Source organism: Blastomonas natatoria (assembly GCF_003201955.1).
In the GTDB taxonomy this organism is placed as follows: Bacteria; Pseudomonadota; Alphaproteobacteria; order Sphingomonadales; family Sphingomonadaceae; genus Blastomonas; species Blastomonas natatoria.
In genome coordinates, this window is record NZ_QJJM01000049.1 from 1 (window position 1) to 1,333 (window position 1,333).

Sequence of the window (1,333 nt, forward strand, 5' to 3'; positions counted from 1 at the left end):
CACCGCAAGCTCGCCGCCTAACATCCACCCCCAGACGAGGTCCGCACTCCGCTAATCTAAGCCGCGATCTGTGCCGAATGTTCTGACGACGGACAACCGCGACAGCGAGTTCGTGCAGGTGGGCTCGGACATTCGCGGCTTGCCGTTGCCACCGACATTCCCACGCCTGTTCCAGACCAACCTCGACAGCGATGAACAGGGCGCGCGGTTCGATCTGGCGATACCGGTGTCCGATCGCTTCGAGGTTACGCTGGGCGGGGACTGGAGCACCCAGTTCAATGCGCGTCCGCTGCTGATTTCGAGCGTTGCGGTGCTGGAGTCGCAGGGTTTGTTCGATGGCGCCGTCGAGACCGTGCAGACCCCGCGCTTTGATCTCGACAGTCTCGGCGGATTTGCGCAAGCGCGCTGGAAGCCGATTGATGGCCTTACCATCGAAGGCGGGCTGCGGTGGGACCGGTTCCGCTATGACGTGGAGCCCTATACGGCCCCTGTGCATTATTCGGACACCGATTCACGGTAGGGGTGGATTGGCCGCATTTTGGCGGAAATCGGCAACGATGCGTGAAACGGTCGGTTCGCTGACGCCGTAAAGACGGGCCATTTCAGCGCCTGATTTACGACCGGAGACCACGGACTCGGCAATCTCACGTCGTTGCTTCTCAGCGAGTTTGCGCCGACGCCCGCCGATCCTCCCCTCTGCGCGGGCCTGGGCGAGGCCAGCGCTGGTTCGCTCGCGGATCATCGCGCGTTCGAACTCGGCAAAGCTGCCGACCATCTGCATCATCATGCGCCCCGCGGCCGTGGTGGTGTCGATCGCTTCGGTCAGCGAGCGGAAGCCTGCGCCCGCCAGTTCAATCCGCTCCATGATGTGCAGCATGTCCTTCAGACTGCGCGACAACCGGTCGAGCTTCCAGACGACCACCACGTCGCCGGCGCGCAACTGGCCAATCATCTCCAGGAGCTTTGGTCGATCCCATCGTCCGCCGCTGGCAGTTTCCTCGAACACGCGGCTGCAGCCGGCTACACCGAGGGCGCGGCGTTGGGCAGCGTTCGACTGGTCGTCGCCCTTCGATACGCGGGCATAGCCGATCAGATAGGGTTCGGGTGTCATCCTGCTTCTTTCACAAACGGCCGTATCCGGAGGCAGAAACAGGAGTGACGGGTTTCTGCCGCCTTCCGCCTTTCACAACCCTCTTTCATTAAGCGAGTAAAAGGCAAGAGGTTTTTGAAGGATGAAAGGCGTCACCTCAAGGTTTGTGCGCCAGACAACGATTTGGCAGACATAATGCGAACATCGGCTAATTAGCGAGCTTGAGGCGCGACATGGGATCGT

General features: G+C 61.4%; 2 protein-coding genes. One reads left to right on the top strand and one right to left on the bottom strand.

Annotation, left to right across the window (positions count from 1 at the left end; translation table 11 throughout):
* The first annotated feature begins 70 nt into the window (after nt 1-70).
* Nucleotides 71-520, top strand: coding sequence for a TonB-dependent receptor domain-containing protein (locus C7451_RS19665; RefSeq protein WP_110300484.1), 450 nt, complete (start codon nt 71-73; stop codon nt 518-520).
* On the opposite strand, the gene C7451_RS19670 is transcribed toward C7451_RS19665, so the two are convergent.
* Complete coding sequence (locus C7451_RS19670) at nt 512-1,111, bottom strand: recombinase family protein (protein WP_110300485.1); 600 nt, start codon at nt 1,109-1,111, stop codon at nt 512-514. The genes C7451_RS19665 and C7451_RS19670 overlap by 9 nt on opposite strands.
* Nucleotides 1,112-1,333: the final 222 nt, after the last annotated feature.

What these genes read in the sequence shown, in the direction of transcription:
- C7451_RS19670 (WP_110300485.1), bottom strand. Translation starts at nt 1,111, where the DNA reads ATGACACCCGAACCCTATCTGATCGGCTATGCCCGCGTATCGAAGGGC.